Annotated in this window: 19 protein-coding genes; 7 read left to right on the top strand and 12 right to left on the bottom strand. The window is 59.8% G+C overall.

The annotated features are described in order from the left end of the window. Positions 1 to 117 precede the first annotated feature (117 nt). On the top strand, positions 118 to 1,728 hold the full coding sequence (locus Enr13x_RS32740) for a glycine--tRNA ligase (RefSeq protein WP_145392825.1): 1,611 nt from the start codon (positions 118 to 120) through the stop codon (positions 1,726 to 1,728). A 403-nt stretch (positions 1,729 to 2,131) separates the two neighbouring features. On the opposite strand, the gene Enr13x_RS39215 is transcribed toward Enr13x_RS32740, so the two are convergent. Beyond that, positions 2,132 to 2,341: a hypothetical protein gene (locus Enr13x_RS39215; RefSeq protein WP_231743918.1), complete on the bottom strand. Its 210-nt coding sequence runs from the start codon at positions 2,339 to 2,341 to the stop codon at positions 2,132 to 2,134. On the opposite strand from Enr13x_RS39215, the gene Enr13x_RS32735 reads away from it, so the two are divergent. From Enr13x_RS32735 to Enr13x_RS32715, 5 genes are all read left to right on the top strand, one after another. After that, positions 2,328 to 2,870, top strand: a complete 543-nt coding sequence (locus tag Enr13x_RS32735; RefSeq protein ID WP_231743917.1) for a hypothetical protein — start codon at positions 2,328 to 2,330, stop codon at positions 2,868 to 2,870. The genes Enr13x_RS39215 and Enr13x_RS32735 overlap by 14 nt on opposite strands. A gap of 45 nt (positions 2,871 to 2,915) precedes the next feature. Continuing rightward, positions 2,916 to 5,180: a hypothetical protein gene (locus Enr13x_RS32730; RefSeq protein ID WP_145391087.1), complete on the top strand. Its 2,265-nt coding sequence runs from the start codon at positions 2,916 to 2,918 to the stop codon at positions 5,178 to 5,180. A gap of 12 nt (positions 5,181 to 5,192) precedes the next feature. Next, positions 5,193 to 6,491, top strand: a complete 1,299-nt coding sequence (locus Enr13x_RS32725; RefSeq protein WP_145391086.1) for an esterase/lipase family protein — start codon at positions 5,193 to 5,195, stop codon at positions 6,489 to 6,491. A 171-nt stretch (positions 6,492 to 6,662) separates the two neighbouring features. Then, a complete protein-coding gene (locus tag Enr13x_RS32720) occupies positions 6,663 to 7,283 on the top strand; it encodes an RNA polymerase sigma factor (RefSeq protein ID WP_145391085.1) in 621 nt (206 codons plus the stop codon). After that, entirely contained in the window at positions 7,280 to 7,663 is a 384-nt protein-coding gene (locus Enr13x_RS32715; RefSeq protein ID WP_145391084.1) for a hypothetical protein, read from the top strand. The genes Enr13x_RS32720 and Enr13x_RS32715 overlap by 4 nt, the downstream gene beginning before the upstream one ends. Positions 7,664 to 7,804: 141 nt before the next feature. On the opposite strand, the gene Enr13x_RS32710 is transcribed toward Enr13x_RS32715, so the two are convergent. Continuing rightward, positions 7,805 to 9,568: a hypothetical protein gene (locus tag Enr13x_RS32710; protein ID WP_145391083.1), complete on the bottom strand. Its 1,764-nt coding sequence runs from the start codon at positions 9,566 to 9,568 to the stop codon at positions 7,805 to 7,807. A 377-nt stretch (positions 9,569 to 9,945) separates the two neighbouring features. Between Enr13x_RS32710 and Enr13x_RS32705 the strand changes: the two genes are divergently transcribed. Beyond that, positions 9,946 to 10,284 (top strand): hypothetical protein, encoded by a 339-nt coding sequence (locus tag Enr13x_RS32705; RefSeq protein WP_145391082.1) that lies wholly within the window; start codon positions 9,946 to 9,948, stop codon positions 10,282 to 10,284. A gap of 304 nt (positions 10,285 to 10,588) precedes the next feature. On the opposite strand, the gene Enr13x_RS32700 is transcribed toward Enr13x_RS32705, so the two are convergent. The 10 genes from Enr13x_RS32700 to gcvT all read right to left on the bottom strand — a co-directional run bounded on the left by Enr13x_RS32700 (position 10,589) and on the right by gcvT (position 22,369). Beyond that, the gene (locus tag Enr13x_RS32700) at positions 10,589 to 12,286 is read right to left on the bottom strand and encodes a vWA domain-containing protein (RefSeq protein ID WP_145391081.1); all 1,698 of its coding nucleotides are present in this window, start codon (positions 12,284 to 12,286) and stop codon (positions 10,589 to 10,591) included. Between the two features lie 4 nt (positions 12,287 to 12,290). Next, positions 12,291 to 13,715, bottom strand: coding sequence for a P-loop NTPase family protein (locus Enr13x_RS32695; RefSeq protein WP_145391080.1), 1,425 nt, complete (start codon positions 13,713 to 13,715; stop codon positions 12,291 to 12,293). Between the two features lie 82 nt (positions 13,716 to 13,797). Beyond that, entirely contained in the window at positions 13,798 to 14,508 is a 711-nt protein-coding gene (locus tag Enr13x_RS32690; protein ID WP_145391079.1) for a hypothetical protein, read from the bottom strand. 472 nt (positions 14,509 to 14,980) lie between these two features. Then, the gene (locus Enr13x_RS32685) at positions 14,981 to 17,395 is read right to left on the bottom strand and encodes a carboxylesterase family protein (RefSeq protein WP_231743916.1); all 2,415 of its coding nucleotides are present in this window, start codon (positions 17,393 to 17,395) and stop codon (positions 14,981 to 14,983) included. 99 nt (positions 17,396 to 17,494) lie between these two features. Further along, positions 17,495 to 18,214, bottom strand: coding sequence for a hypothetical protein (locus Enr13x_RS32680; protein WP_145391078.1), 720 nt, complete (start codon positions 18,212 to 18,214; stop codon positions 17,495 to 17,497). Continuing rightward, complete coding sequence (locus Enr13x_RS32675; protein WP_145391077.1) at positions 18,211 to 18,855, bottom strand: RNA polymerase sigma factor; 645 nt, start codon at positions 18,853 to 18,855, stop codon at positions 18,211 to 18,213. The genes Enr13x_RS32680 and Enr13x_RS32675 overlap by 4 nt, the downstream gene beginning before the upstream one ends. Positions 18,856 to 18,882: 27 nt before the next feature. Next, entirely contained in the window at positions 18,883 to 19,593 is a 711-nt protein-coding gene (locus tag Enr13x_RS32670; protein WP_145391076.1) for an FHA domain-containing protein, read from the bottom strand. A 340-nt stretch (positions 19,594 to 19,933) separates the two neighbouring features. Then, positions 19,934 to 20,728 (bottom strand): lipoate--protein ligase family protein, encoded by a 795-nt coding sequence (locus tag Enr13x_RS32665; protein WP_145391075.1) that lies wholly within the window; start codon positions 20,726 to 20,728, stop codon positions 19,934 to 19,936. A gap of 4 nt (positions 20,729 to 20,732) precedes the next feature. Further along, the gene (gene gcvH, locus Enr13x_RS32660) at positions 20,733 to 21,134 is read right to left on the bottom strand and encodes a glycine cleavage system protein GcvH (RefSeq protein WP_145391074.1); all 402 of its coding nucleotides are present in this window, start codon (positions 21,132 to 21,134) and stop codon (positions 20,733 to 20,735) included. A 98-nt stretch (positions 21,135 to 21,232) separates the two neighbouring features. Continuing rightward, complete coding sequence (gene gcvT / locus Enr13x_RS32655; RefSeq protein ID WP_145391073.1) at positions 21,233 to 22,369, bottom strand: glycine cleavage system aminomethyltransferase GcvT; 1,137 nt, start codon at positions 22,367 to 22,369, stop codon at positions 21,233 to 21,235. Between the last annotated feature and the right edge of the window lie 50 nt (positions 22,370 to 22,419).

Raw genomic sequence — 22,419 nt, 5'->3', positions numbered from 1 at the left:
CGCTCGGCGGGGGCGAAGCTGACCTCCCGCAAGTCACGCATTGCACGTACATTCTCCCAATTCGAGTCCTTTCCCCCCCTTTCCACCAACGTTTCGATCCTTCCGACCATGAAATCGATGGACAAAATCGTGTCGCTGTGCAAGCGACGTGGCTTCCTCTTCCAATCCAGCGAAATATATGGCGGTGTCCAGGGGTTTTGGGACTACGGTCCGCTGGGGGTGGAACTGAAACGCAATTTGAAGGAAGCGTGGTGGCAGGACATGATCCGCGGCCACAACGATTTGGTGACGCCGCCGGGCGCTCCGGCATCCTTTGAAATGGTCGGGCTGGATTGCACGATCATCATGCACCCCCAAGTTTGGAAGTGCAGCGGCCACTACGATTTGTTCCACGATCACATGGTCGATTGTCGCGAATCAAAAAAACGATATCGATTCGACCAGGTCCGTGGACGCTGGTGCGAACGGGGCGACCGAAAGATTTTCGTGTCCACGTTGGCCGAAGTCGAGCAGGAATTCGATGAGGTCCGTCGCCGTGCGATGAAGTTTTTCAAGCTGCGTGCCAAGAACGCGGACGAGCTGACGATTTCCGATGAATCGTTGACGTTGGACAAACTCGACGACACCGATTCGGTGCTGGCCCCCGATGCGAAAACGCTCGGCACGCTGACCGAGCCGCGAGAGTTCAATTTGATGTTCAAGACGACCCTGGGCGCGCTCGGTGGCGAGGACGACACCACGTTCCTGCGGCCGGAGACCGCTCAAGGTATTTTCGTCAATTTCAAGAACGTGCTGGATTCCTCTCGCGTCAAAGTGCCGTTCGGCATCGGCCAGATCGGAAAGAGTTTTCGCAACGAAATCACGCCGCGGAATTTCACGTTCCGATCGCGTGAGTTTGAACAGATGGAGATCGAGTTTTTCTGTCCGCCGGATCAGTCGCAAGCCTGGTACCGTTATTGGCGCGACCGCCGGATGGCCTGGTACACCGAACTGGGACTGTCGAGCGATTCGTTGATCATGCGTGAGCACGAGCCGGCGGAACTGGCGCACTACAGCGTCGGGACGGCCGACATCGAATACGCGTTTCCGTTCTTGCCGCCGGGTGAATACGGTGAATTGGAAGGCATCGCCCACCGTGGCGATTTCGACTTGCGAAGCCACATGGAAGGCAAGTTGAATCCCAATTCACCCGCAGGCGAGCCGATGCAGGTTGAACTGAACGAACACGGCAAGCCCAAGTATCGTGGCAGCGGCAAAGACCTGTCGTACCGCGACGAAGCGACCAACGAAAAATTCATCCCGCACGTGGTCGAACCGTCCGCCGGTGCCGATCGCGGCGTGTTGGCGTTCCTCTGTGAAGCCTACACCGAAGATCAAGCGCCCGACGACAAGGGGCAGATGCAGACACGCACGGTGATGAAACTGCATCCGCGTTTGGCCCCCATCAAAGCCGCGATTTTTCCGCTGGTCAAAAAAGACGGCATGCCCGAAGTCGCGCAAGAGATTTACGGCGAACTGAAACAGCACATGAATGTGTTCTACGACGACAAGGGCGCCGTCGGCCGACGTTACCGACGACAGGATGAAGCCGGCACCCCGTTCTGTATCACCGTCGATGGCGAATCCCTGAGCGACAAGACCGTCACGATTCGCGATCGAGACACATTGGAGCAGACACGGGTCAAGATCGATGAGTTGTCGACCGCACTGATCGAGCGGCTGGGTTGAGCCGGATCGCGACGGCGTGGATGCCCCGAGATTGACGACGTGTTCGCGGAACGGCGCGAGCGGGCTGTCGATTTTGTGAGCCGCGACGCGTAAGCGGCCGGGCACTGCGACGCTGCCCGAGGCCTTACGGCCAGCGGCTCACCATTGACTCAGCAGATCCCGACAAAACCGACAGCCCGCAAGCCGTCCGGTCGCGCATCAACAACACCGTGAACGACCGGAGGGCTCGCGCCCTGCCGCTAAAAACTGCTTCACCGCGTTGCCCGTCATTCCGGTCCTGACGATTGCTCCGACGGCCTCTTGAACCTCTTACGCCGTCCACCGCTGGGGCGGTTGCGATGTCCATCCCGACCTGCGATTGCTGAGCTACGGTTTTCGACCTGACGTGGAAATCCGTCCGTAATCACATGCCGGCAATCGCAACCATGGAAACCATCAGCGTAGAACAATTCTTAGCACTCGGAGCAATCAGCCTCGCGGTGATTGCAGGGATCTTGCTGACAACGGTTGTGTTGGCGGCCGGCTCTCTGAAACTTTCGATCCATTGGATTGGCAACGCTTCGCCGGGATTCTTGGCTTGCTGCGGATGGTTGGTAGCGATGTATTTCGTCAATGGCTTCATTGCTGTCGCGGTACAGGACATGCTCGGGCAGCTCGGCGCCTTGATCGCGATCCCACTGACCTTTTTCGTGACGCTTTACATGATTGCGCATGTCGCAAACTGCGGGCTGTTCCGCGCCTTCGGGATCTGGATCGTCAATTTCATCCTGAACGTGATCGGATCGTTCGTGGTCGTTATCTTTGCGATCATTCCTCTGTTGGCGATGGTTCCGGACCCCGACAAGGGCTCCCAAGCTGAAATTCACAGCGTCGATGAGATGCTGGCGGAGATGGAACAACAGATGCAAGAACTCGATTCGCAGATTGAAACGTTGGATCAGACGAAGATCCCTGAAATCAAAGAGGTCCAGTTTGAATCGGAGCAGGCGGTGACCGAAACGCGGAATTCCGAATCCACCGTCACGCCGCAGTCGTTTGCCAAGCCGAAACAGCTCGCTCCGGTTGCACCGTCTAATGAGCAAACCAAAACGCCCCGTCGCGCCGCCGATGGCAGCATGGTGAACCCGTTTTTCCAAGACTGATCGCCGGCCCGTGGACGTGCGATCGATCCGAAACCAGGAAAGCTGATGTCCAGCGTCGTCTTGCGCACGGTTGACTCGGAGGTGTGTCGCATCCGCTGCGGCCCGCCGTTGCAGGCGTTTGCGATGCGTTGGAACTATGTCGTTCGCCAACGGCATCGTTGGGCCGACGACCCGGCGGCCCGGCAGCGACAGACGGTTCGGCTGCAGCGTGAGCTTCGCGGGTTGGGAGTGACCGCCAAACACCTGCGGCGATTAAACGGGATCGTGGAGGTTTCCGTTCCCGATTCCCCGGTGGATGAATTCTGGGAGGCCAGGATTCTGCCCTGGGAATACGTGCTGGCCGCGGCCACCAAACCGTATCGCGACAACGAAGCCATTTTGGTTGTGCGGCATCTGAAAACGGGGCGTCGCAAACGCAAGCGGACGCCCAAACGTTTGGTCGTGATCGAGACGGCGCCGGGGGAGCTCGCGCGGCACTTTAATTTTTCGGCCCAGCGTCAATTGGTCACCGGAGGGTTGCGGGCGTTAAGTCCGGAGACGACCGGGGTGCTGGAGAATCCGACCGAAAGACAACTCGGTGAGGAAATCGAATCCGTGTCGCCGGACGTCGTTCACGTCACCGGCTTTGACAATCGGAGCGGCCGGGAACGACTCGGCGGCAATTTGTCAGGACTCCGCGATGGGCTTTATTTGGCCGATCCATCCGCGGAGGCGAAGGAGTATCGTGCCGAAGTCATCGCGCGGTTGCTCAACCGGGGTTCACCCAATCCGTTGCTGGTCGGTTTTCATTGCTGGGACTCGGCGGCGCGATTGGCCCCGATGACGATCCACGCCGGCGCCCGCGCCGCGATCGGGTTTCAACACACGTTTGATGAAGCCGTTGCGGAGATCTTCTTTCTGCATTTCTATCGTGCTTACGCCGATTCCCAGTGGAATCTGCTGGCGGCGTTTTGCAGCGGATGGGAATCGATCGCCGCCTATCGGCCACGGATTCGTGGCAGCAGCATCGTGTTGTGGTCGGCCGATTCGCTCGTCTCGAAAGCCACGGGGGAAACCGGGCAGAACCGCTTGAGCATCGGGGCGACCACCACGCGACCGTTGACTCGGTATTCCGCCAGGCCGCGTGCGGCTGATCCGCGGCGCGTTTGCATTCGCGACCTGGTCCAGGTTTCTGTCCGACCCAAGCAGCAGATCAACTACTCCTCGCTGCACAACGGCCAAAGCGTCTTTGAGCAACTGACGCTGCGGCTGCATCCGGACCACTCCGAATCGGAAGCGATCACGCAGATCGATGATCTGGAATTGGAAGTCCAATTGCATGTCGGCGTCGACTCATATCCCTTTCGGTCGCGGCTGAGATTAGACATGGAAGCTTATCGCTATGACTTGGCCGACCGCGTGACGCTGCCGTTGACCGGTGAATTGTTTCGCGCGATCAACGAGCGGATCCAGACCAGTTTGTTCGTCGATCTGCGCTGGCACGATCAAGTGCTCTACCGCCACACGCATGCGGTTTGGTTGGCGCCGATCGACCAGTGGACCTTGGACGATTCTCAACTCGGTTGGCTACCATCGTTCGTGCAACCGCGTGATCCGGCGGTCGCGCGAACGATTGATGTGGCCCAGGGTTATTTACAGTGTTTGCAAGATCAGGTCGGTGCCGGCTTTGACGGCTATCAAAGCTACGACGGGTTCGCTTCGGGGCTCGAGTGCTGGGCGGGCGTGGATCGACAAGTGCGATCAATTTGGGCGGCGTTGTTGCTGGGCAGCACGCTGCGTTACATCAATCCGCCGCCCTCTTACGCCGAATTCACTCAGCGGTTGCGGACGCCCGGGGAAACCATCGGCGGCGGCTTCGGAACTTGTGTCGACTTGGCGATTGTGATGGCGTCGTGTTTGGAGTGGATCGAAGTTCATCCCGTTTTGTTTTTGTTGCACGGCCATGTGTTCGTCGGCTATTGGAAGGATTTTCAGGCGCATCAACGATTTTTGGACGTTGCCACCGACGACATACCGGCGCGGTCGCCCGACGGCGAGATGCCGCGTGACGATGCGTTGCAGCGATGGGTGTCGGGGCCGAAGACCTATGCCGAGATCAAAGGGTTTGTCGATCGGGGCGAATTGGTGCCGATCGAGACGGTGGCGTTGACGCGTGGAAAAGGCTTTGCAGCTGCGATTGACGAGGGCCGCGCGCACTTCTACAAAAAACGCAGTCGTGCCTTTCGGGCCATGATCGATTTGGTCAGCGCCCGCGCCGACGACGGTGTCACACCGCTGCCGCTGCGCTTTTCCGAGTCTCACGTCGACTGACAGGTCAAAACAATGGACGGCAAATTTCTGGAAATCGCGCGCTCGGCAACCGCCGGCAGCAGTCAGGTCCGGCCGCTGGTCCAGCGGCCCGATCGGACGCGGATTCGGACCAAAGCGGCGGCACCCTCCGGGCCGCTGCCGCCGCGGGTTCGCCTGCAATTGGTCGACGACGACGGCATCCTGGACTGGGAAGACGTGACCGCGCTGCCGCCCGATCTCGGTCGATTTCGCGGCGCGCCGACGATCAAGAGCCGCGAAGCGTTCGAAACCTTGGAGTTGGAATTCGAGCGTTTGCCGCCATCAAAGATCACGCAGTTTCTCAGCAGCCGCGACGAGAAACTGACGCCGTATCGAGGTCTGCGGCGTTTGGACAGTGAAACCAAGACGCTTCAGCCGGCGAGTTTTCCGGCCACGGGCGACGTGTTGATCTTCGTCCACGGGACGTTCAGCAACAGTGACAACATGATCGCCGGATTGCTCGACAAAGAGAACGAACACGGCGGCGAGTTTCTCGATCAAGCCCTTCGCCGTTACAGCGGCAATGTCTTCACCTTCGATCATCCGACGCTCTCGGTCGGGCCGATCTTGAACGCCTGGGATCTGCAGCGTGTGATCGGCGAGAGTGACGCCAAAATCCACTTGGTCAGTCACAGCCGCGGCGGTCTGGTTTCGCGTTGGTGGTGTGAAACGTTTGACCCGCAGGGCCGGCAATGCGACAAGTCGATTTTTGTCGGGTCGCCGTTGGCGGGAACGGGGCTGGCCGCACCGCCGAATATTCGTGAGACGATTCACTTGTTGACTCAGTTCTCCAGGGCCTTGCAAGCCGCCGCGGGTTTGACCGCGCTGGCCATGCCTGTCTTTTCGGTCGTCGAAGCGATGTTGCGGGTGGTCACGTCGATCACCAATCTGGCCGCACGAACGCCGGTGGCCGATGCGGCGATGGCCATGGTCCCGGGTTTGTTCGGCATGTCTCGGGTCGGCAACAATCCCGAATTGCTTCGCTTGCTGGAAACCCCGTCGCCGCAAACCGATCGCTACTATGCCGTTCGATCCGATTTCCAACCCAGCGATCCGGCGTGGAAGTTTTGGCGGATGTTTCGCAAAGAACGCCTGGTGGACGCGGCGGCGGATGTGTTGTTCGACGGTGCCAACGATCTGGTCGTCGATACACCCTCGATGATCGATTTGGCCGCGGATGTGAAGATTCCCGACTCGCGGGTGATGGATTTCGGCCAGTCAAAAACGGTGCACCATCTGAACTACTTTTACCAGGGCGACACGGCCAAGTTCTTGGGCGACACGCTGTTGTAGGGGGCTAATGGGCGGGGCAATTCTTTGTTCGTCGCGATGCGATGGGCAAGAAGATTGGTCAAAGTCGTCCAACGGGCGTATTGCATTAAATGTGGTGGCGTTCAGCGAAAAGTGTCAAAAATCGGAATTGGTTAGACAAATCCGCCGCCGAAGCGCATCATGGGCAGTGTCATGCCGAACGATGCCCCCTTTAACGCCAAGATTCGCCAAACGGCCCGCGAGATCGCCGGGGGGCGAGAATCGTCTGCCGAGACGCTGGCGATGGCCCAATTGTATGACCTGACGGCGGATCGTTTGGTCCGGTTTGCCGCATCGATCACGCGGCGTCAGCATGACGCCGAAGACGCGGTCAGCACCACGATGGTGAAAGTCGCTTCCCGCCCCAAGTTGCTCGTCGGCGCCGATCAGCCCTGGCACTATTTACTCCGCATGGTCCGCAACGAGTCGTTGGTGATCCTGCGTGCGCGGAGCCGCTGGTCGGCAATCGGTTCGATCGCAGAACGCTTGATCGGTCGAACGTCGGACGTCGTCGAACGCGATGATGAGAACCGTTTGGTTTGGGAGGCGCTGGCCAGTCTGCCGCCGTCGCAAAGTGAAGTTGTGGTGTTGAAAATCTGGGAACAGCTGACGTTCGCCGAGATCGCCGAAGTGCTGCAGATCACGCCCTCGACGGCCGCCAGCCGCTATCGCTACGCGCTCGAAAAACTGGCCGGAAAACTATCACGCGCGTCGAATTCCTCTCCTGCCGATGTCGCCGCATCGTCTGACTCGGTTGTGGAGCTGGGCCGATGACGATGCACCACGATGGCAAACGAGGGCGTCCATTCCGTGACGACCATGCGGCGATCGAACGCCAGATCGCTGCGCTGGGCGGGTCGATTTTGCCCGGACGTCGACATCGCGATCAACTGCTTGAACACACCTCCGACTCGGCGGGACGGGCGCGCACTCAACTGCGAACCGCACGGGTCACGATCGTGTTGTCGTTGCTGTTGGTCGTCGTCTCTCCGCTGATCAGCGCCCTGACTCGCGTCCAAGCACCGTCGCCGCAGACGGCGGACCAGACCAACGCCGCGGCCCTTCGCCACGCCGAAGCGAATCGCATGAGCTTTGACTGGGCGCTGGTTGATCTGTTTCGCCAGTTCCGTGAAAGCAAACGGCCGGCACGCTAACGCTCTGTCCAAATTTGAAGTTGGGGTTGCGATTGTCGAGCGGAAAAGGGGTCAGGTACCAAAAACCAAATGGCCCAACGGGTGCTTCGCATTTTTGGTACCTGACCCCTTTTCCGCGGCACCCTATCGGCTCGTGTCACGTTAACGGATTTCGAACGGAATGCTCGATTGCCCGTACTTCTTTCCGACGATGTCTTCGATCGTCAATTGCAATCGATAGGTCCCCGGCGGCAATCCTTTCGGCAGGTTCATTTGATAGGCGACGAAATAGTCACGCAGGCGATTGCGCGATTGTTGTTGGTCGACCGGTAACAGTTGGCTGATGACCTTGGTCCCGTTGGTGCTGTAGATGTCATAGCTTCCCTGCAATTGCGTTTGGAAGTACCCGTTCAGATCCTCGGCGGCAAAGTTTTCGATCTCGCAGTACAGAATCACTTGTTGGCCGGCGACGAATCGGTTGCCTTCGAACGGTTTGATCTGGCCGTAGGATTCGATCTCGGTGCAGAACTCCAGGCTGCTAAGAGTCAGCGAATCCGTGGCGGTCGCCATCAGACGCGTCGCTTCGCGGAACTTCGGCAACGCTTCGGTGATCCGCCGGCCGGAGGACGGATGGCCTTCGGGATCAATCATCGTCCACAACCCCATCAGCTGATTCTTCAAATACAGTTGTTCGGTCGGGTTCAACCCTTGTGTGGATTCGAGCGCGCTTTCGGGGTCACCGGCGAGCACCATCAGGTGACGCATCACGAATTCGCGTCGCTCGCGCTGAGTCGGGCTTTCGCCGTCCGGTGGCTGAGACATTCGGTCAAGCAGTGCCCGATAAAGTTCCGCTTCGCTTAGCTGTTGCATCACAACGGTCGTCGGAATCGATTCAATCCCCGACGCGTGACGGTTGCCGGCGATTTCCAAGTGGTCCTCGCCTTCGTCACCGGCGTGCGACACCGGCAGCACCTGGTTCGCGTTCATCACCACGCTGGGGTCCTCGTCGGCGGCGAGCATCGGCCCGGTGGGCGGCGAGCGTTTCGGTTCCAGCGTTTCGGCAACCGGCTGCGTCGTCTCCGTCGACCGAGTCGTTTCCGGCAGCGGTTCGGTGGGCACGGGTGGTGAAGCCTTCGCGACCAGGTCGCCGACGTGGGGTGCCGCCGCTGGTTCGGCGGCTGGGGGTGGTGACGGATCGTTTTGCTGGGCCAGTTGGACCATGCCGGTGCCGAGCCGCACGGGGGCTAAGTCGTTGGCCGCGACGCGTGAATCGGGTAACGCGGGCAGCCGGGCAAGCGATTGCTCGATCGCTGCGGTCACGTCGTTGGGCAGGTCGGTCTGATTGAAGGGTTGTCGTCGGGCGCGGGGCGGCTGGGGGGCGGAAGCATTGACCAGTGTCTTGGTCGCCGCGGTCGACTCGCTGGTGGCAGCCGGCGGCGCGGCCTTGGCGACCGGTTCATCCGTGATCGGCTTGTTGGCTTGTTGGGTCGCGCTCAGATCGGTCAGGGAAGCCGAAACGAGTCCGGCCGGTGAGACGTCGACGTTGGTCGCGTCGGCGTTGTCGTTCTGTTTGGAGGGAGCTTGGGGCGCTGACGACTTGGGCTCGGGGTTCGCCGCGGCGATCGATCGTTTGGGCGGCTGGGCGGGTGGCCCGGCAGCCGTGCGGTCGGTTCGGGATGCATCCGACAGGCTCATTCGGGTCGTCGCACCGGCCGCCGTGGTGTTGGGGGACGGTTTTGACGCCGTCGGCTTGGGTTGGCTGGTCGCCCCGCTGGTCGTCGCACTGGCGAGTTCCGTTTTCGTCGTCGTTCCCCGATCAACCTTGACCAGCCCCCGTTCTTTGCCGGTCGTCGATGTGGCCAACCGCTGTTCCGGTGGCGGTAGTTTGGCCACGACCGCCGTCGGATCCTCGGTCACCTGGACCATGGAACCGGTGGGGCGTCCGCTTCGGCAACCCAGTAGGGACAAACCGATCGCTGCGACCACGAAAACGCGGGCGGCAGCAACCACTGACGCACGAACGGAGGTAAGTTGGGGATCGTTTAAGTGTCTCGCCGAGTGCATCCGTGCCTCGCAGGTCCAATTCGTTAGGTGTTGCCGCCTTCGGTGACGTCCGATCGACGTCTCACGCTGCGGCTTTAGCGCAATTCAGAACTTCCAATACAAAACATTGCCACCGACCGGCAATGTCAAACCACGGGGCATGAATCTTTGCTAGCAACCTATGGCCGACAGGACGTCGACTGAATGGTCGCATCGTCCAACTCCGATTGACGTTCAACATCTTTTTTTCCGACGAGATCATGTCTGACCAGAATCCGTACGAGTCCTCGCAATCGGGCACCGCCGAATCAGAGGTCAAGCCGTCGTCGATGCTTTGGTCAATTGGTATTGTGTTCGTCGCGTCAGGGATCGGCGGTGTGTTTGGCTTGGCGATCGGTGCTGCCCTCGGCTCGCTGCTGCCCGGCTACTATCGATCGGTGTTCTCCGGCGGGGATTCACCGAACTTTGATCCGTTGGCCGTTGGGATCGGGCAAGGCATCACGCAAGGTGTCGTCTTTGGCGCGGTGGTGGGGTTGGCGGTTGTGGCGCTGTTCTATTGGCGTCAGAGGTTGAACCGTCCTTCGTCGTCGGACCAGTAGCTCAAGACGCCAAGAGTTTTGTAGCGCCGGCCCTCTCTGGCGTTTGCTTGCTGCGCAAACGCCGTCTCTCCCAGAGGGAGAGAATCTAAATCGGTTGCCAGATCTTGCAGCAAAAGAATCGACGTCCCGATGGGCAACGCTGTGAAGGATTTTTCCCATGTGTTGCTTGAGGTTTTAGCGGCAGGGCGCGAGCCCTCCGGTTCTTCATCTCTGCCAAAACACCGGAGGGCTCGCGCCCTGCCGCTAAACAACGCTTCACAGCGTTGCCCAAAGGGATAGCCGCAAGCTGGAAGCTTACGCCACGTTAGGCGATGATTTCGCGTTTGTTTTGGACGTAGTCCCAGAGCACGAAGCGATCCAGGTTGTTGCCGCTGGTGAAGAACACGCGTCCGGAAGTGGATTGTGCCATCCGGTTGGCGAATCGGATGTCTTCTTCGGATTGCGACCAACTGGGGACCAGAAAAATGTTGATCGTGATTCCTTCCTTGGAGCACAAGGCGGCTTCACGCATCGTGGCCTGTTCGGTCCGCGGATCCGGCGGGTACAGCATGTACAGCCATTCGTCTTCGCAGTGCGCCGTCGGCAACCCGTCGGTGATCAACACGATCTGGCGGTTCGGCGTGTCGCAATGGACCAGATTTTGACGAGCCAGTTGCAACGAGCGTTGGATGTTGGTGAAGTGCGGATGGATTTGTGCTTCGCTGACATTCTGGTCACTGAGGTCCGCTTTCAGCCGCACCCAAGGATCGTGGATGGTGACCGGTTTGGGCATCAGGTTGATGATTTCGCCGGGGGCGCGCAGTTTGGCGAACGTGTACATCTCGATGAACCGCAAGAAATCACCGGGGTACTCCGACTGGATCAATCCCTGCAGCGCCAGCGCCATGCGTTTGACGTTCATGTATTGGCCGTCGTAGCGCATCGAACCGCTCATGTCCATGATCACGCACGTGGCACACTTGGGGTGATTGCGTGTTTTGTGGATTTCGATGTCATCGCCACGCAGCCGCAACGGCCGCTCATCGCCTTGGCGGAGCAGGGCGTTGATGACCGTTTGTGGGATGTCCATGTTGGCGACCGAATCGCCGAACTCGTAGGGTTTGGTTTGCTGCAATTCCACCGCGCCTTCACCGACGACGTTTCCGTGATGGCGTCCGGACCGCGACGGGGCCAACTCGCTGAAGATCCGTTCCAGCAGCCGGCCTTGAAAGATCTTGTAGGCGTGGGGCGTCAGACGAAACTGTCCCGTCGAATCACGTTGTAGCCCCTGACGTTCGGCTTCTTCGCGGATCAGGTTCTCGACCTGACGTCGCATCTCTTCCAGCTGTTCCATGTCGCCCGGTTGAGCGAACTCGCTGAGCATGTCCATGTCGATCAGCCCGATCTGGGCCGACTTGGCAGCCTCTTCGAGTTGCTTGAGCAGCTCGTCGATTTTTTCGAGTTCTTCCTTGATCTCGAGTGCCTTGGGAACCGACATCGACTCGTTGCCGGTGAACTCATACTTGCTGGCGAGTTCTTCGATGTTGTGTTTGTCGCCCATCCGTGCGGCGACCTTCAACAGGTCCGTCGACAGTGATCCGCCGTGATCTTCGGCGCGATACCAGAGCGATTCGAGCAGGTAGGGCTGCTCGCGGTTGATCGCTTGTCGGTAGGTTTCGGCCAGCTTTTTGGGGATCCGTACGTCCTTGGCCGCCGAGTGAAACGCTTTGCGGGCTTTCTTTTGGACCGACCGCGATTCGTAGGTTTCGAGAATCTTTCGTTTGCGTTCTTCGAGCATCGCTTTGAGAAAGTCGATACTCGGGCCCAGTCCTTGGATCTGGCTGGGATCCAGACGCACCGCACGGGCGAGTTCTTCTTCGCTCAATTCGCGAAACTCACCATACATCAGCGCTTGTTCAAAGGCCGGCGTCACGAGGTCCGGCGGCGGTTCGCTCGGTGGCGGAAACGAGGCCGGATCGTACTTTTGGTACGCGTGAATGATGCCGCCGAGTCGTTTGTTCATGCGATTAAACTTCGTATTCGATTTTGCCGTGACGTTGGGCTCGGCTGATCCGGTCCATGCTATACAGGCCCGCCAAGACAAACTCCACGCAACTGGCCCGAACCGCCTCGTTTTCGCTGGCGTTGACCTCGAACGCCAGGTCCCAGGCCGGCGGGACACTTTGCAAACGTTCGGCGTAATCGCTGCTCGGTAACAAGTCTCCCACTTCGACGCGGACGCCGCTGCGAAAGATTTCGGCGATCTCACCGAGTCCATGTTTTTCGACGTATTCACCGAAGATGACTTGGACCGCTTTGGCGACGACCGCGTCGAGCACCTGTTTTTCACTCATCTGATGGGTGCCCATCAGATCCAGTTCCAGCTTGCCGAGCGAACTGGAGTACAGATGTCCCAAGTCGCTGATTCGTGGGACGGCCGGTTTTTCGTTGTGCAGGATGCCACGCTGGCGTGCCGAGGCGACCATCGTTCGGAAGTTGGCCAGTGAAAAGCGTGCCGACACACCCGACGCTTGATCGATGAACTTGCTCCGCCGCGCCTGTTCGGTGATCTCTTCGACCAATTGGAACATGAAGTACGGCACTTGGACCGGATACTCCCCCTCCAGGTCCGTGCCGATTTCTTGCCGCAGGATGTCGATTCCCTGATCACGTTCGGTGGGATAGTGCGTTTGCACGATCGTCCCGATGCGGTCTTTCAACTGGGGAATCACCTTACCGCTGCGGTTGTACGTCGACGGGTTGGCGGAGAACAGAATCATGATGTCCAAATCAAATCGGATCGGAAAGCCGCGGATTTGCACATCCCGTTCTTCGAGAATATTGAACAAGCCGACTTGAACCAGGTCGTCCAGTTCCGGCAATTCGTTCATGGCAAAGATGCCGCGATGCATTCGGGGGATCAGCCCGAACGACAATGCTTCTTCCGCACTCATGCTGACGCCGCCGGTCAGTTTGGCCGGGTCGATTTCGCCGATGATGTCGGCGAACTTGGTGCCCGGTGACAATCGTTCCGAATAGCGATGGTCGCGATGCCACCAGGCGATCTTGATGTCTTCCGGATCAAGCGTTTCGACCAGTTTTCGGCCGAGTGACGTGACCGGGTGGGTCGGGTCTTCGTGGACGGGCAACTCGGGATGGTCGATGTAGGGGATCCACTCGTCCAAGAAACGGGTCAGCATCCGCATGATGCGGCTTTTGGCCTGGCCCTTTTCGCCCAGGAACAGCATGTCGTGCCCGGCCAGCAGGGCCAAGTTGATTTCCGGGATCACGGTGTCGTCATAGCCGACGATTCCCGGAAACAGTTCCTCGCCGCTGGCCAGCATCTGCGTGAAGTTATCGCGGATCTCTCGCTTGACCGTTTTCGATTCCCATCCGCTGTCGATCAACTCTTTCAAAGTCGTTGCGGTCGGAGCTGCCGTCGCGACGTTCATTCACAATCATCCGTACGTGGTTAAGAAACGAGCTTTCGTCGTGACCGATTGTAGTCTCCTGCAAACCCGGGGAAGGGGCCGATCAACGACTGTTCGCCACCGGCAGCGGTCGCTCGGGCACTGCGTTTCGATGGTGCCCCCAGTTCCACACCGCTCCGGCGGTCAACAGCAGGGTGACGATCATCGTCAGGATCAGGCTGGGACGAGTGGCAATGCGTCGCAGGTGAGCGAACCAGCCGCGCGGTCCATCGATCGGCCGATCGACCGGCGAATCGATCAGGTTGCGGTCGCGTTGCAGCGTCATGGTTGGCTTTGCCGTCGCCGGTCGGACGTCTTGGAACGTCGACACATCCGAGGCAAACGCTCGCCCCTGGCAAACTTCGTCGACGTGATGGGTCGTGACCGAGGACTCGGACGCGTCGCAGGATTGGATCAGAATCTGACCATCGGCGAATTCTGCTCGGCCGGCCCGATACAGGGCGGCGGGACGAATGCGACCGACGTGGGCCCGGGAGTGACGATCCATTCGCTGTCGCGGGTCCAACAGCCGATACGTCGAAACGGCGATTCGCGAGAGCTGTTGTTCGGTCAACGGGTTGGGGGCGCTCAGCTGTCGCCTGGCCAGCGATTTGGCGGCGCGGCTGGCCGCGTGACGGATCACTGCCAGTCGCGTTTCAGTGGGCTGGATGCCGATCCGCTGAAAATCGTCCGGTCCCAGGGTGACGACATCCTCCACCACGTCCGCGTCGCCGACGGGTGGGGCAAGAAATTCGAATTCAGCCGGTTTGGACAAAATGCAAGTCGCAGGATGGGGAATTCAGTTCGCCGCACAGGCCACTTGATGGGCCGATCGAAGGTGGGGGACTGAAGGGACGGTGGGAATCTGACGTCGGCAAGCGTTTTTCGGCAGCTTGGGTTTTCAACGCCTGACTAATGGGAGCCCAACAACCTCGTAACGGTTCGCGGCCAAACTTGGACCTTTTTTCTTGGGCGCCATTCGACAGATTTAGTGCCATATTGTCGGTGGCGGGAATAGGTTCGTCCAGTTTTTTTAGTGCCCCGCGACCCGTCTCGCCGTCAGGACACCGGCACGGTGCAAATCGGGACCCTAGTGCTTTGCCAGCTTTTAATTTTCGAGCCTGCGTTTGTCGAGCGGAAAAGGGGTCAGGTACCAAAAACCAAATGGCCCGCAGGGTGCTTCGCATTTTTGGTACCTGCCCCCTTTTCCGCGGTACCCTAAGTATAAAAGTTGACGAAGCACTCGGTCAGTCATTCATGGGCACTCGGATCCTGGCCCAAAAGGGGCGTTTGCGGTCGGCTCGCCGCCGTGTGTCTTCCAGCAGGGGTTCCAGTTCACCATCAAATCGGTAGTAGTCCGGCACCCGATCGCGCGCTCGCCGAATCACGATTTGCTCGTTCAGATCGACCCCCATATCGGGGCGAAGGCACAGCATGTAGGTGTCGGAGGGGCCGTTGACGCGGATTTGGTTTCCGCCAAGGACCGCCGAGTCGATTTTGCCGGATCGCTTGCGTTCGGCTTGCTCCCAGAGCACCGGATTGATCTCCACCAGCGGTTTGAGCGGCCCCAATTCCAGCCACCAAAAGTACTGGTCCCCCTTTCGCATCGTGACGGTGTTGAGTTCCTGGGGGATGGGTTTACGCACGTGCGTGGAAACGTTCAACCATTCAAACAGTTTGGGGATTTCTTCGTAAAAATCTTCTCGTCCTCGACCGCGATACATCACCACGGTCGCGTCGTTTCTCGCATTCATGTAGTCATCTAGCACCGCGCCCATACGGATCAGTGGCGGCTTGGGGCCGGAGGCTTCCCCCATCACAAAGTACAGCGGGATGTGTTCCGCGTTGGGAAAGTAGTGCTGAATCGTCTTGTCGGGTTCTCCGTTGATGCTGATCAGGCCCGCCCAATGATCGGGATGAGACAGTGCGATGTCCCATGCGGCCGTCGCGCCGTCGCCGTGTCCGGCCAGGAAGACGCGATCGGCATCGATCGACGCACGACGCATCGCGTGCCGGAGCGACGAGAGCACGGCGTGGTGTTCACGCGGCGTGTACTCATACGTCCGCTGCGTCGCCCGTCCCCACTGGGGCGCGACGACGATGTAACCGTTGCGGGTCGCATGTCCGATCCGTGTGCCTTGGGAGGGATCGAAATCACCCGCCCACCAGGCCAGTTCCAATTCCGGTGACGCTCCCGGAGGCGCCAACACGACCAGGCACGGATACTCGCGATGCGGATCGTATTCCGGTGGCAGTTGAACCAAGTATCGGGGCTGGTCGATCAGCGATTGCTGCTCTTGCTCGGCACCCGCAACGTTTCCGACACGAAACATTCCGGGGATGGTCGGATCCTCTGAACCGTCCGGCCACTCCTTGACAGGCAGAAGTTGTGGCAGCAATCGTGCGACATACTCGATCTGAGAACCTTCGATTCCCCGCAGTTCCTCAAGAATCTGTGGCCGACGCGCCAGATCCGCCGGCCCCAGGTACTCGGCGACCAGGTCACGGACTTGGACCAGGGACGATGCGACGACCAGGTTCTGTTCACCCGAGCCCGGGCCCATCAACCAACCGGCAACCGCCAGGGCGACGCGTTCTTCCAGCGTCACGGTTTCGGAGGCTCGCAACCGCGAGTAGTCGTTCAAGCGGGGCAGGGTTGCCGAGCTGAGACCGTTTTCAATTTCGCCGAACACCTCTTGCAAGGAATCCCGCTGGCCTTCGGGAAGTTTTGCCAGATCGGCACGCAACGCTTCGACCAGGTCTTTGACTTGTTGATCGGTTTCGGCCAGTTTCTCCGACGCGATTTTGACTTTCTCACGCGTGATCCTGCCGACGGCGTTCATCGGAAATCGTTGATAGACCGTGCGGGCATAGTTTTCTTGCCCCACGCTTGCCCGCAGCGCGGCCTCGTCGATCAATTGATTGGCTTGTCGATTGACGATGCCGATCAACTGGGTTTTCATGTCCTTCAGTTCGGGAAAGGCGCGAATCGTCCGCGTTAATTCTTCTTCGGCGGCGCGAAATCGTTCGGCTTCGATGAAGAAGCGGACCACGGTCAGACGTTCATTGACGTCGGTTTGGTCGATGCGTTGGCGAAAGATGCGTTGCAGGGTTTCGGACATGATCGAACTGGTCGCGACGCGCATGTCCCAGATGTAGGAGGGTTTGGCCTTGAGCGCCTCGACCTTTGCATACCGCGAGTTCAATTCGGTGATGCCTTGAACGATATCGATCGCCGCGCCTGTCGGTCCACGGACTGTAATCGTCCGACGTCCGTATTCATTGAAGTCCGAAACGCCCAGGATGTCGCCGATGCCCTGGATGTCGCTACCGCCGAGCGGAAGGGATTGTTTGAATTCGATGGTGCGTTCGATGCCGCGGACATCTTGCGGCGGACCGGCGACCATGCCGCGCTCGTGGATGTAAACGCGGCGCAGGCCGTCATCGACTAACAGGATGGGGCGAGACTTGGGTTGCCCCTGCCCGCCGACATAAAACGGATCTTGGTTCAGCGACGCGATTTCGGCGAACAGACCTTCCAGCGCGATTCCGCTTTTGAGCACGATCCGTTGATCGGCGCTTGCAAACGGGCCCAGCACCATGATCGCAATCACGGCGCCGGCGAGCGAGGAGAGTCGGAATCGTCGCAGTCGCATCATCATTCGATTGCCCTGTTCGTCCACCTGAGAGTCATCGGTGACGCTGTGCGTCAGACCATGGCCAGTGACGCACAGCGTCACCTACCCCCGTTACCCCCCCGATTATACCAGCGACGCGAAATCGATGTCTGGATCGAAGGTGGAGGTCTGTTCTTGGAAGGGTTCCGGCTGGATGGTCGGCGTCAGGTTCGATGCGTCGATCCTAGTCGCATCGGACTGGATCATCAGAATCGCGATCGCCTGTTTCATCGAACGACCGATCGGTGCGACTCCGATTCGAACGGAGTTAACGGCTGGAAGGGTGTGGTGCACCCAGGGTTCGTCCGAGACCACACTCCACCACTGGCTGGTCGGCAAACTGATCGCCGCGGTCGGCAGTCGCGAGGGTTGGCCGAGGGAGGGATCTGGGGCACTCTTGACGGCGCCGGGGGGGGCCGGGGTTTGGTGCGCGAGGGTTCCGTCGGTGACCACCGATGCGATCGCGGAAGATTCGGATTTGTCCGTCAAGGAATCACCGGATAGCCAGCGACCGGCAATCGCCACGCACACCAGGACGGCGGCGGCGGTCGCCCAGGTTCGGGTCGCCCACGCCCCGGTCGTTGCGATCGGGACGGAGCCTGGAGCGGACTTTGGCGGTCCAGCGCAAACCGGCGAAACGGGTTCCTGCGGCGAAACGAAATCATCGATCGCGGACCAGATCTGCAGACTGTCGCGACAGGTTTGGCAATGGCTGGCATGGTCGCACAGCAAGCGGTCTCGGCCGACATCCTGTCGCGCGTCCAAGAGCTGATCCAACCGATCGTGAAACTGGTCGCATCTCATTTCAAAGCTCCTTTGTGCTGCGGCGCGGTGCCGGCCGAGTCGCCCGGCACGACGTCTCGTTGCCTGAGTTGTTCGATCAGGGAGAGTCGGGCGCGATGCACGAGCGTTTTGACGGTGCCGATCGGGCATTGCATCTGACGAGCGATCTGGACGTAAGACAGCGATTGCTCGTGGAAGAGTTCAAAGGCGGCGCGTTGCCTGTCGGGAAGATTTCCGAGGGCCAGCGTGATCTCTTCGCGCATCGCATCGGCGGCGTGTTGCTGACGTGTCGCCAGTGTTTGCGGTTCGTCGTCGGCGGTCAGCGGCGCGAAGACTTTGCGGCGGGCGAGATGGCTGCGGGAACGATTGCCGGCGACGGTGGCGAGCCAGGGTTCGAGCGGCCGTCGGGGATCCCAGCGGTCGAGGTACTTGGCGACTCGGCTAAAGGTGTCTTGCGTCGCGTCTTCGGCGTCTTGGCGATGACGCAGGATGGCGAAACAGATGCGGAAGACAAAATCGTGGTAGCGTTCGACCAGGAGGGCAAAGGCGCCACTTTCCTGGGCCATGATCCGCCGCGCCAGCGAGGCGTTGGATTCGAGGGTTGCACCGCCGGAACCGTCCATCGATGGCGTCGCGTCGGCGGGCTCCGATCGGCCACGCATCCGAAGGTTCTGGCGTGGGGACACGGTTTAACGTCCGCTGAAGAATCGTTTCAGTGCGTCGTCGGCGGCGGCCTTGGAGCTATCCGTCATCGACTTCTTGAGTCCTTCGGGCAGTTTACCCTTCTTGGTTTTTCTCTGCTCACGCAATCGATCCAGCAGGGAACTGTCGTTGGCCGAAAGCTCCGTGCTATCGCTGGAGGGATCCTTGGAGGACGAATCGTCGTCGTCCTCCGCCTCCAGTTCGGCTTTCTTTAAATCATCGATGCGAAACTGACGGGTGTCGGGATCGGAGAGTTTTCGGACACGGTCGATTTGGTCTGCTTCGTCCAGCCAGCCGGTCACATCCACTTCTTCGAATCGGCTGTCGCTGTCTTGGACGGTTCGCGCGGCGGCTTCGCCGACATCGGCGACTTGCGGTTTCTTGGCACCCTTCAATCCGTGTTCGATGACGACTTCAAAGAGCAGTTTGCCGATCTTGAGCGCATCGCCGGCGGAGAGGATTTTTGCACGATCGCTCGGTAAACGTTTTTCGTTGACGTAGGTTCCGTTGCGACTTTTCAAGTCCTGAATCAACAACCGACCGTCACGGATCACCAAGATGCAATGTTTCCGGCTGATCGAATCACTTTTGGGGCGCAGTTGACAGGACTCACTGCGGCCGATCAAAAATTTATCCCCGCTGATCGGGATCTCCGTCCCCTCGTGGCTCCCCGTCATGACCCTCAGCTTTACTTGCATACGGCACCTGTTCCTATCTTGACTTCCGCTGAATCACGGTTTGCGCAACTTGACTTGTCAGCAGCTGATCTGCGATGGGGCCACGGGAAAGCACGTGGCTGGGGCCGACAAGGGTGGTGGTATTGTAGACGGTTGCAGAGGTGGGGAAAATGCCGTAATTGCTGTTTTGCGCTCACCCGCAGCTTTCTCGATACCCGCCCGCAAAAGGGGGTTGGCGTAAACGCGCACTGGAACATCTTGCTCGGCTCACCCTCGGTCGCACCCTGAGTCTCTCTTTCCGGCGGTCAGGATATCGTATTCTGGGCGCCCGTGTGCGGTTGGTGAGCCGACTCACTCAATCTTAACGACGGGCCCACCAATCGGATCGACCGAATCGGCTGGCCACGATCTCGTCGGCCCGGGTCGCTTCGGCTGCTGACAAGACGTCGGACTGGAACGCGACGCCCGACAACGCTTCAAATTCTTCACTGATTCGCGTCAAAAACGTCTCGGGGTTGAGAGCGATCGAGGTCAGGTCGACAAGGCCCGGTAATTCGCTGGCGTACTCACTGGCACGCAATAGCAGGCTTCCGTGTTGCAACAGCGAGCGTTTGAACCGCCGTTGGGCGCTGCCGAGCACCTTGTACCCGCTGACGATCAGGTCTTCGTCGGTCCGCCGTTGAAAGCAGAGGAAGGGATCCTCGTCGACCGCGAGCGTTGGGGCCGCGCGAGGAGGGGCCGCGGGGGTTTTGTTCAGGTAATGGGGTCTCGCGTCGATCCCCTGACGGTGCAGTGCATTGATGATCGCGGCGTGGACGCCGCGGTATAAATCCGTTCGTGCCCCGTGTTCACCCGCTGAGCTGGGCACGGTCAAACTGTATGTCAGTTCGTGGTGATGCAAGATCGCACCGCCGCCCGTGCTGCGGCGAACCCGCTTGGTCGTGTCAAAGCGTGGCGACGCATCGCCGCTGGATTGAAAGTACCCCAGCGAGAGCGTCGGTGCGGCCCAGGTGTAGAACCGCAGCGTGTACGGCCGAGCCGATCCGGACTGGGCGTCGCCGCTGACGGATTCGGCGATCGCTTGGTCCACCGCCATGTTCCAGGCCGATTCGCCATCGCGATGAAACAGCAGTCGTCCGGCGTGTGGATCAGCCATGGGATCAACCGGATTCGGCGCACTGCTTTTCGTAGGCCGCGAAATCCATCAGCTTTTCCAATGCGGATTCATCATCGATTTTCAGTTTGACGATCCAGCCGAAGTCATAGGGATCGTCGTTGAGTTGATCCAGATTGTCCGGCAGTTCGGCATGGACTTCGATCACTTCGCCGCCGACGGGGCTGTACAGCGGGCTGACCGCTTTGACGGATTCCACTTCACCGAATTCTTCGCCGGCATCGATCGTCTTGCCGACTTCGGGAAGTTCCATGTAGACCAGATCGTTGAGTTGCTCGATCGCGAAGCCCGAGATTCCGATCGTCGCGATCTTTTGACCGCCTTCGTCGGCAACGTCGACCCACTCATGGGTCTCGGCGTACAGAAGTTTGCTCTTGTCGCGTGACACTTTGGCTGGTTCCCTTTGCAGTGGTTTGGAATGGTGGGTTGTCAAACGGGTCGGCTGAGCGTCGCCGCCGGCCGGTGGATTGATTATGGCAGACGCCGCTACGATTTGGCACGCCGGTAAAAGGGTAACTTTGTTCGGGTCGCCGGGGAACGTTTGCCTCGAATGTCGATCTCAAACTCCGGCGCGGTCGCGTGCTCGGCGTCGACCATCGCCATCGCGATTGGGTGACCGAGCGTCGGGGAAGGGCCGCCGCTGGTGATCTTGCCGATGACCTGCCCGTCCGCCGACAGCACGTCGCATCCCTCGCGGGCCGGCCGACGTCCGCCCGGCAGCAGTCCGATGCGAACCCGCCGGGGGCCGGCGGATTTGACCGCCGCGATCGCATCGCGGCCGATGAAGTCTCGGTCTTCCAAATTACAGGCGAAATTCAAACCGGCAGAAACCGGATCAACCGTTTCGTCCAGCTCATGCCCGTACAGCGGCATCGCGGCTTCCATCCGCAGCGTGTCGCGGGCACCCAGTCCGGCGGGGGCGAATCCCGCGTCGCGACCGGCCAGCAAGACGTTCTCCCAAACTCGGGTCGCCTCTTCGGCCCGTACCACCAGCTCGAATCCGTCTTCGCCGGTGTAGCCGGTGCGGCTGACGATGACGGGTTTGGAGAACTGGTCGGTGATCCGCGCCTGGTAATACTTCAATCGACTCGGGTCGAAGGTAAACAGCCGCTTACAGGTCTCCATCGCCAGCGGGCCCTGGACCGCGATCATCGCCGTCAGTTCGGTGCGATCGGAAAACGTGACCTTGGGGAAATCGTCGAGGTGGGGTTTGATCCACTCCACGATTTTCGCCCGGTTGGACGCGTTGACGACCAACAGGTGGTAGCGCGATTCGCTGGGCGTTTTCAGGTGGGAGACCAACACGTCGTCCAGAATCCCGCCGTCTTGGTTGCAGATCATGCCGTAGCGAACGCCGCCGATCGGCAGGTCCGTCACCCGCCGTGTCAGCAACCGGTCCAGCAACGCTTCGCTGCCATCCCCGTCGAAACGCAGCCGTCCCATGTGGGAGACGTCAAACAGGGCCGCGGCGTTGCGACAGGCCTGGTGTTCGCTGACGATCGATTCGTATTGAATCGGCATCTCGTATCCGGCGAACGGAACCATCTTGGCCCCCGCCGAGCGATGCCAGCCGTCGAGCGGCGTTTGCGAGTACGTTTGGGATGAAGGGTCGGCCTGACTCATGCGTCACTCTAAAAGTGGGTGATGGCGTGGTCGCTCAGAAAGCGGGGCAA

Source organism: Stieleria neptunia (assembly GCF_007754155.1).
Taxonomy (GTDB): Bacteria; Planctomycetota; Planctomycetia; order Pirellulales; family Pirellulaceae; genus Stieleria; species Stieleria neptunia.
Note: the sequence above shows the minus strand (reverse complement) of the source record. Positions and strands in the feature narration are given on the sequence as shown.

Excerpts from the sequence above, each read along its gene's own strand:
- Enr13x_RS32740 (WP_145392825.1), top strand. The coding sequence starts at position 118 with ATGGACAAAATCGTGTCGCTGTGCAAGCGACGTGGCTTCCTCTTCCAA.
- Enr13x_RS32735 (WP_231743917.1), top strand. The coding sequence starts at position 2,328 with ATGTATTTCGTCAATGGCTTCATTGCTGTCGCGGTACAGGACATGCTC.
- Enr13x_RS32730 (WP_145391087.1), top strand. The coding sequence starts at position 2,916 with ATGTCCAGCGTCGTCTTGCGCACGGTTGACTCGGAGGTGTGTCGCATC.
- Enr13x_RS32725 (WP_145391086.1), top strand. The coding sequence starts at position 5,193 with ATGGACGGCAAATTTCTGGAAATCGCGCGCTCGGCAACCGCCGGCAGC.
- Enr13x_RS32720 (WP_145391085.1), top strand. The coding sequence starts at position 6,663 with ATGCCGAACGATGCCCCCTTTAACGCCAAGATTCGCCAAACGGCCCGC.
- Enr13x_RS32715 (WP_145391084.1), top strand. The coding sequence starts at position 7,280 with ATGACGATGCACCACGATGGCAAACGAGGGCGTCCATTCCGTGACGAC.
- Enr13x_RS32710 (WP_145391083.1), bottom strand. The coding sequence starts at position 9,568 with ATGGTCCAGGTGACCGAGGATCCGACGGCGGTCGTGGCCAAACTACCG.
- Enr13x_RS32705 (WP_145391082.1), top strand. The coding sequence starts at position 9,946 with ATGTCTGACCAGAATCCGTACGAGTCCTCGCAATCGGGCACCGCCGAA.
- Enr13x_RS32700 (WP_145391081.1), bottom strand. The coding sequence starts at position 12,286 with ATGAACAAACGACTCGGCGGCATCATTCACGCGTACCAAAAGTACGAT.
- Enr13x_RS32695 (WP_145391080.1), bottom strand. The coding sequence starts at position 13,715 with ATGAACGTCGCGACGGCAGCTCCGACCGCAACGACTTTGAAAGAGTTG.
- Enr13x_RS32685 (WP_231743916.1), bottom strand. The coding sequence starts at position 17,395 with ATGATGATGCGACTGCGACGATTCCGACTCTCCTCGCTCGCCGGCGCC.
- Enr13x_RS32680 (WP_145391078.1), bottom strand. The coding sequence starts at position 18,214 with ATGAGATGCGACCAGTTTCACGATCGGTTGGATCAGCTCTTGGACGCG.
- Enr13x_RS32675 (WP_145391077.1), bottom strand. The coding sequence starts at position 18,855 with ATGCGTGGCCGATCGGAGCCCGCCGACGCGACGCCATCGATGGACGGT.
- Enr13x_RS32670 (WP_145391076.1), bottom strand. The coding sequence starts at position 19,593 with ATGCAAGTAAAGCTGAGGGTCATGACGGGGAGCCACGAGGGGACGGAG.
- Enr13x_RS32665 (WP_145391075.1), bottom strand. The coding sequence starts at position 20,728 with ATGGCTGATCCACACGCCGGACGACTGCTGTTTCATCGCGATGGCGAA.
- gcvT (WP_145391073.1), bottom strand. The coding sequence starts at position 22,369 with ATGAGTCAGGCCGACCCTTCATCCCAAACGTACTCGCAAACGCCGCTC.